5 protein-coding genes are annotated in these 8,102 nt (G+C 54.4%); 3 read left to right on the top strand and 2 right to left on the bottom strand.

The features are described from left to right. Window positions 1-262 precede the first annotated feature (262 nt). The gene (locus tag GSQ86_RS18765; RefSeq protein WP_158751723.1) at window positions 263-3,712 is read right to left on the bottom strand and encodes a TonB-dependent receptor; all 3,450 of its coding nucleotides are present in this window, start codon (window positions 3,710-3,712) and stop codon (window positions 263-265) included. A gap of 188 nt (window positions 3,713-3,900) precedes the next feature. On the opposite strand from GSQ86_RS18765, the gene GSQ86_RS18770 reads away from it, so the two are divergent. The 3 genes from GSQ86_RS18770 (at window position 3,901) to GSQ86_RS18780 (ending at window position 6,926) form a co-directional block, all read left to right on the top strand. Next, window positions 3,901-6,132, top strand: a complete 2,232-nt coding sequence (locus GSQ86_RS18770; protein ID WP_158751725.1) for a PAS domain-containing protein — start codon at window positions 3,901-3,903, stop codon at window positions 6,130-6,132. A 27-nt stretch (window positions 6,133-6,159) separates the two neighbouring features. Beyond that, window positions 6,160-6,342, top strand: a complete 183-nt coding sequence (locus GSQ86_RS18775; protein WP_158751727.1) for a hypothetical protein — start codon at window positions 6,160-6,162, stop codon at window positions 6,340-6,342. 119 nt (window positions 6,343-6,461) lie between these two features. After that, on the top strand, window positions 6,462-6,926 hold the full coding sequence (locus GSQ86_RS18780; RefSeq protein WP_158751729.1) for a response regulator transcription factor: 465 nt from the start codon (window positions 6,462-6,464) through the stop codon (window positions 6,924-6,926). 370 nt (window positions 6,927-7,296) lie between these two features. Here the strand turns inward: GSQ86_RS18780 and GSQ86_RS18785 are convergent. Beyond that, the coding region (locus GSQ86_RS18785) for a GGDEF domain-containing protein (RefSeq protein ID WP_216841208.1) at window positions 7,297-8,102 on the bottom strand (806 nt) is incomplete at its 5' end.

An 8,102-nucleotide genomic window follows, 5' to 3' on the forward strand; every position in this document is an offset into this window, starting at 1 on the left:
GGGCCACGCTAACGCCTGCTGTGAATAGCAACGGGCCACCGGTCTCTCAATCGAAACACGGCCATCTCCGTCAGTTATGCAATACGCGGTTGGTAAAGATTCTAAATACTGCGAGCGCCTCTGTTATGAGGGAAGACTTGTCCGACATGCGACAACATGTCCATTGTCGACTGCACAGTTCTGAGATGTGAGCAGTCAAGATAGAGTCCTAACGTTTATCAATCCGCAATGGAGCTACGCGTTTCGGGCAGAATCATCGAATCTAGAACTCGTACCTCAGCGCCAGTTGTCCGACGCGAGCGTTGACAGCCGTACTGCTGATCAGACCGAACGTCGGCGATGTGAAGTTGGTATCGGGGTTGGCAAATTGCGGATGGTTCAGTGCATTGAAGAACTCGGCGCGAAATTGAAGGCTAGTTTTTTCGAGGTGGCCCCGGAGTGCTGCGGTCCTGGTGAACGCGACATCCAAGTTCGCCTGCCCGGGGCCGTCGACAATCCCGGTGGCGCTGTTCCCAAATCCGGTTCCAATGCCATCCGACCCGATAATTGGCGGAGTCGTAAAACAGGCGGCGTTGAAATAGCCACCCAATTTCGAATCCACCGACCCACCCTTGACCAATTGCTTGTTCGGACAGGCGCCGCTCAATTGCGCTCGGTCTTCGTTTATCCCAAAGACGTTGTTGGTATTGGTGTCTGCAATGGTAAGAGCGCTGCCGGATTGAATCGTAGCTACTGCGGCAACGGCCCATCCTCCCAGAACCGCCCGTCGAAGTCCCGCCGACGGGCTCGGGAGACTCCATGTTTCGCTGAAAACGAATCGATGAGTGCGGTCGGAACTGGCGCGTCCCCATCGCTGCCTGGGAGAATTCTGGTCTCCTAATGTCAGTACGACTCCTGCGGACGTTGAGTTGACGTCGGCGCCATCGGTGTCCAAAGTCTTGGAGAAGGTGTACGAAGCGAGGAATTGAAGGCCGTGGCTAAGCCGCTTCGTCAGGCTACCTTCCAGCCCGTTGTACCAGGAGTTCCCCGCCGATTCCATTTCGCGAAGAGCGTCGGGCCGTATGCCAGGAACGGGCACCCGCGATCCAATGTTGGCCAACGTGTTCGCAGATGCGCTCAGCGCTTGATTCTGGGAACGAAGGCGATCCAGATGTGTCCCCCTGCTACCGACGTACCCAACCTCGAGCAACCAATCTTTGGCGAACTCTCCCTGGACATTCAGCGAGAACTGCTGGACCATTGCCGGCCGAAAATTGGGGGCTTGAGCATTGACCGAGGAGCTCGTGGTTGGGGAATAGGGAACAAACATTGGGAATGAATCCGGCGCTGGAAATGGCTGTGCGAAGGGTGCTTGAAATGTCGCGGCCGCGTTCGCCAGTCCGGTGACGGCTCGGGAGAGGGCAAACGGCGCAGCGAGCACTGATTTAGCAGCGGACTGGCCGGTTGAGCGAGAGTAGTACATGCCGTACCCCCCACGCAGCGCCAGCCGAGTTGTCATGGGCAAAATCTGCCAGGCAAACCCTGTGCGGGAAGCGAACGTGTTCTGGCCCTCACCATAATTTGCAAATGTATTGCTTGCACGTATTACGCCGGGCGGGAGGGCGCCCGGAAAATTGGAGGCCACAATGTAGCCGTCAAGACTTCCGTCCACTGACGGGCTGCCATCGGCCTTGTTGACATCGAAGCTCGAGTTCCTCCCCAGGCTGTCGCCGAACTGTCCCAGGCGCTCGTAGCGTAGCCCCAGATTCAGGGTCAAAGACGGCCGGATGCGATAGTCGTCCTGCACAGATCCCGAACCTTCCCACACCCGGTAATCACGATTCAACAGTCCGAAAGTGTCAGATGATGCGAAGACATTGCTAACCGTCCCGGTACCGTTACTGTTGGCGTCGAGGCCGAGTAGAAAATCCGGCCAGCTCAGGAACTGTATGAATGAACCAAACCCATCGAAGTCAAGATCGTCTTCCGATCGCGTCAACGAGCCTCCGAATCTCATGGCATGAGAACCCTTCAGAAAGCTGAGAATATCCTTAAAGACGAAGGAGTTTTGTGTGTAGGTCCGAGGAATAGTAGTAGTCATGCTCACGGAACCAGCGATGTTCAAACTTGGGAGCTCGTTGTTCTTGTTCATCTCGCCTTCGGATACACCTACATCGGACCACTTAAACGGGGCATTTGCCCCCATCTTTGTACTTGTGCGCACGAATCCAATTCTGGCTTGATTGAGCAAGACGTTGCTAAACACGTAAGTATGAGCAAGAGAGGAGACGACGAAATCGGAATCACTTGGGCTGTCGAACTCACGAATGTTACCCGATGGGTTCAACGCGCCCCCCGGAAAAGTGACCAACTGATCGTCCCTCGCGATAAAAAATCGTGCCGCCAGTTGGCTCTTCTCCGAAATAACGGTATCGACGGTTCCCAGTCCCTGATCTTCCGCGAAGTTGCAAGGTTGTGAGAAGGCTGAAAAGCCGCTGCTGGCGAAGGACCTCGACGCGTCAACAGTTTGAGGCGTCGGAATCAAAAAATTGCCGTCGGGCAGTTTGAAATTCAAGAGAGCCTGGGCAACGGGATTGATGTTGGATCCGTCCGGATGAATTGCGACTCCTCCCGAAACACCTTTCAAGCCTGCGAATTGCCTCCCAAGGGCCGTGAGCGACCTGTCGTTGGTGAGCGGTGGTTCGCTCAAGGTGACGGCGCAGGCAACCCGGGATTGACCAGAGGCTACGCCATTAATCTGCCGGGTTCCCTGATACGATCCGAGGAAAAACAACTTGTCCTTCCTGATGGGCCCTCCGAGCACAAACCCGAACTGGTTCTGCTTGAGGTCCGGACGCCGCTGGCCCGTTTCGTTCAAAAAGAAGTCGTTTGCGTTGAGGACATTGTTGCGCCAATACTCGAACATGGTCCCATGGAAGTGATCGGTCCCCGACTTCGTAATCACACTGACATTGGCCCCCACGGCACGCCCGAACTCCGCATCGTAAGTTCCGGTCTGCACCTTGAACTCTTCCAGCGTATCGGGATTCGGAATCGGAATTCCGCCGCTTAGTGGGCCCGAACCGAGCACGTCGCTGACGCTGATTCCGTCAATTTGCCAGTTATTGTCATAGGATCGTGCTCCGTGCACGAAAACTCCATCGTTGGACGGTCCAATTTGTGATAGTGCTGTTGCCCCAGCCCCAAGCTCCCCGGCGTTGTTAACTCCGACAGCCACTCCGGGCGAAAGCCCGGCTATCTGCGTGAAGTTTCGTGTGGCCAATGGCAAATGGCTCACGGTGTCTTTGTCCACCACTCTTCCCAGTGCTGACGAGTCGAGTTGAACCATCTGAGGGTTCGAAGATACTTCCACATGCTCAAGACGCGTCGCGAGTTCAAGATGAAGTTCCAGCCGAAGTGTCTCGGTTACGTGAACATGGATATCTCGTTGACTCACTGGTTTGAAGTCAACTTCGCCTGCCTTAACCTCATACGTGCCAGGAGGCAGCAAGAAGAATGCGAATCGACCGTTGCTGTCCGAGGTGACGGACTTCACTTCAGAACCATCCTGGTTTTTAAGGTGAAGAGTGATTCCCGGGAGAACCGCCCCGGAAGAGTCCAGAGTCAGGCCAGCCAATGCACCAGTGGAGGCTGTCTGGCCCCGGGCCACGCCGGCAAACGCCAGACTCAGGACGGTCAGTGTTAGCAAGTTCCAACGGCGAAGCAGGAGCATGCTGGACCGTACCCTAAAACTAATGAAATTCGGGGCATCTGCCTGACAGACAATGCCATTTCCCGTGATTCGAACCGCTGGCGCGATATCAACCTCTGGGGTAAGCTCTCAGTCAGCAGCGTGGCGATTTTAAACCCCGTCGCTGCTCCCGACAAGTGCTTGTCTTCTTTGGAGAACAGTGCCGTAGCATGTCGTTTGCTTTCTGTGGATTGGAAGATCGAAATCGTCGCGTGATCCAGCGTCCTTTCGGAGAAAACGTCCGGGAGGATAGAATTTGGCCGCGCGACCTTGCCGTTTTCGCTTTTATTTTGTCGCTTCTCGCAATCCAGGGCGTTGCTACCGCACAAGTCCAGACTACTCGACGGATTCTGATTCTGAATCAAACAAACGATTCGTATCCCGCGATCCCTATCATCAACCAGGGAATCCAAACTGCGCTATCCATTTTGCCCTATCGTCTTGAGTTCTATTCCGAGTACCTTGATCCCGGGTTGTTTCCCGATCCAGCGGTCCAGCAGGAGTTCCGCGATTTCTACATTCGGAAGTATCGGAATCGCCAACCCGATGTGATCATCACGGTTGGGCCAGCGCCACTCAAGTTCATGCAAGAGGCCCACCAAAGAGCCTTTCCCGGCGTTCCCATTGTTTTCTGTCTGCCCACGGGAGATGTGTCGATTGCTCCTGCGTTAGATTCCGATTTTACGGGAGTCGAAAGCGATTTTAGCGCGGCGCAGACTCTGCAGATAGCTTTGAAGTTCCAGCCCGGGACGGAGCACGTGGTGGTGCTGGGGGGCGTATCGGATATGGACAAACGCCTGCAAGCCCTACTCAAGCAGCAAATTAAGGGACTCACAGACCATCTCGAAATCACTTATATGACGGATGTGGCTGTGCCTGAGCTACCCGAACGTCTGAAGCATCTTCCACGCCACACTCTCGTACTCCTCCTCACCTATGGGAGCGATGCGGCAGGAAACGGGTACAAGTCAAACGAAATCGGGCCGCTGGTTGCCGCGGCGGCGAATGCTCCAGTCTTTACTTTCTATGATGTCTACCTGAATCACGGAGAAGTTGGAGGCTATCTTTCAAACCTCAATGAGCAAGGCAAGGTAGCCGGAAGCATGGCGCTGAGGCTACTCCAGGGGGAAAAGCCGCAGGACATTCCCCAGGTAAAAGGCGTAAACACCTACATGTTCGATTGGCGAGCGATGAAACGCTGGAGCCTCAAAGAGAGCGAGATACCCCCAGACAGTATTGTCCTCAACAGGCAGCCAACAGCTTGGGAGTCTTACAAGTGGTACATCATCGGCGGTCTTTCGTTGATGACGGTTGAAAGTGCTCTGATCATCGCGCTGATTTGGCAGAGAGCGCGTCGAAGAGGGACGGAAAGAGAGTTGTCCCTCATGTATGACCGCTTTCTCATGGCCGTCGAGGCTGGGCGATCCGTGGGCTGGGATGCAGACCTGAGGAAGGGACGAAATCGATGGTTCGGCGATCTGCAGACCATATTTGGCATCCGAGGAGACACCCACGACGGTCACTTGGAAGACTTTCGCAGTCACGTACATCCGGAGGATCTCGTAGCATTCGAGACCGCAGTTGCCGAGGCCAGAGATAAGCGAAGATCGTACGCTGCAGAGTTCCGCGTCGTTCGGAAGGATGGCGACTTTCGTTGGATATCAGCGAGAGGAAGATTTTATTTCACTCCGAATGGCGAGCCGGAACGAATGCTCGGGATGGCGGCAGACATCACCGAACGCAAACTCGCAGAGGAAGCGCTCAACAGCTTGAGCGGGCGATTGATTCAAGCACAGGAGGCGGAACGCAGCCGGATTGCGAGAGAGATCCATGACGACTACCAGCAACGGCTGGCCCTGCTGTCAATCGATCTGGAAAATCTTGCCAGGTATCTGGAGCGAGACTCCGAAGGACATGACCGTCTACGCGAACTCTGGGATCGCGTAGGCGAATTGGGCTCGGACTTGCACTCTTTATCACACCGTTTGCATTCAGCGACACTCGACAACCTGGGCCTCGTTGCTGCACTGGGATCCCTGTGCACGGAATTCAGCGACTACCATTCAATCAAGGTCAATTTCGTGGAAGAAAATGTGCCGCGCAATATTCCGAGCGAAGTGGCATTGTGTCTCTTTCGCATTACGCAGGAAGCGCTGCAAAACGTCAAAAAACACAGCCGCGCAGATTCGGCGGAGGTTCGAGTGGAGGGACTGAAACAGAAGATCCACCTTTCGATTTCCGACTGCGGAACAGGCTTTAATCAGGGAGCCGCTTTAAGACGGAGCGGAATCGGCATTTGGAGCATGGAGGAACGAGTGCGGCTGGTAGGCGGACAATTTGCAGTTCACTCACGCCCTGGGGAGGGCACTAAAATCGATGTCTGGCTTCCGATCGGCAGCTGACGTCCCCCCAGTTGAAGGAAGAGTCTCATGCGGAAACCCGACCAACGAAACTTCCGTCCACGCGTCCTCGTAGCAGATGATCACGCGATCGTCGCCGAGGGCATATGTGCGCTGCTGGTGGGCAGCATAAAAGAAGCCCGTGGGCATCCCAACATCGGGGAAAAGACGGTCATGTTTCAAAATACCGCATCATGGAAGATTTCAACCTGAAGAGCAATGCGATTTCGTGCTGTTTGCGCTGAAAAATCACGTGATCTGATAAGCAGGTCGGACTATCCGTTTTGCTAGTTGGCGCAGACTGTAACCTCTTTATAGGATTTGCTAGCAACGTGGCCACAATTGACAAGTGCGAAATCGCACCGCGGACCTCCGGGGTAGAGACGCCACAACGCGAGCGTCCGCGAGTTCTGCTTGCGGACGACCACGACTTCTTTCTGAGCCGCGTGATGTCTGTCCTGAAGTTGGATTTTGATGTGGTCGGAACAGTCAATGACGGAGGAGCTCTCGTTTGCGAAGCGCAACGACTGCACCCCGATCTCATCGTTCTGGACATAGCGATGCCGGTCCTCAATGGGATCGAGGCCGCCCACGAGATCCACTCAGCTTATCCCGCAATTAAGCTTGTCTTCCTCACGTTGCACCCCGATCCGCAATTTGTACGCGCATGCTTTGCGGAAGGAGGGCTCGGCTACGTGATCAAGTCACGCCTCGAGAGAGACCTCATTCCCGCCATCAATGAGGCCCTCTTGGGTCGCTCCTTCATTTCTCCTTCCGTGGGCGGGGCTTTGCTCTGATATTGGCATTGCTATACAGGGCAAAACTTGTAACCGAGAGTATTGAAATCTGTACGTGAACCAAGATTGTGCTATTGATTCACTACCGAGCGGCGGTCGCTAGTTACCGCCTTAGACCATAGGTATGCATGGAGGTAATTCGGGAAAGTGTCTAACATGCTGGCCTGGGTGACGAAGCAATTTACCGAAATCCTGACTTTGCAGGACTCTGGTTCCAATTGCCTCGGGTGCCGCTATGTCCAATCTGCAGGTTTCAAGTAGGGATGCTATTCATACAAGGGTTCGAGGAGCCAACGTTTTTGAAGAAAGGTCTCCGCCAGAATCGCTACTTTTGCGGGGCGTCGGCGGCGATCGACTGTAAACAGTCAATCTACGAGCGTACACAGTTCCGGCCTTCCCTCTTCGCATGATAGAGCGCTTTATCTGCCGCTTCCAGCAAGTGCTGTCGCTCTTCGATCGATGTAGGAGAAGCGGTTGCGACTCCGCAGCATACCGTGACCAGTCCGGAGCCCGAAGCCTGCGGGGTAGACCCAGGCGACGAGATGTTCGACTTCTCAACAAGGTGTCTCAATCGTTCCGCAATCTGAACCGCGGCAGTATTCGTTGTCGATGGAAGGAGCACGACAAATTCATCTCCTCCTAAACGAGCAGCGAAGTCGCTTTTCATTCGTAAAGATGCTGTGATCAGCTGTGCGATACGCTGAAGGACCAGGTCTCCGTACCCATGACCATATTCATCGTTGGCGACTTTGAAACCATCGAGGTCTACCATAATCATTGACAGGGCGGCGCTCTCCCTGGCAGCTGTTTTCCAATCATGCTCAAATCGCGTCTCGAACGATAGTCGGTTTGGAAGACCGGTTAGAGTGTCCTCTTCGGCAATATGGGTCAACGTTCGATTCGAATCGCGAAGATCTTCCGCAAGCATCTCTCCTCTCAAGTAAAGCAGGTAGTTCAGACGTTCTTCTCGGTTTGAACTGTAATTAGCTATAACCGCGGAACCAGCGATACCCAGGATTAGGCAAAATCCGAATAGCTTCTGATCGTGAGAAAGAAGTCTATCCGTTGTTAGAAATGTGATATCCCCGGCGAGCATGGTCCCTGTTGCCGCCAAGGCGTAGAGAAAACGCAATCGCATCACCGTGTTCGTAAAGACAATCACTGCCAGCATCCCGA

This window comes from Acidobacterium sp. S8 (genome assembly GCF_009765985.1).
Classification (GTDB): Bacteria; Acidobacteriota; Terriglobia; order Terriglobales; family Acidobacteriaceae; genus Alloacidobacterium.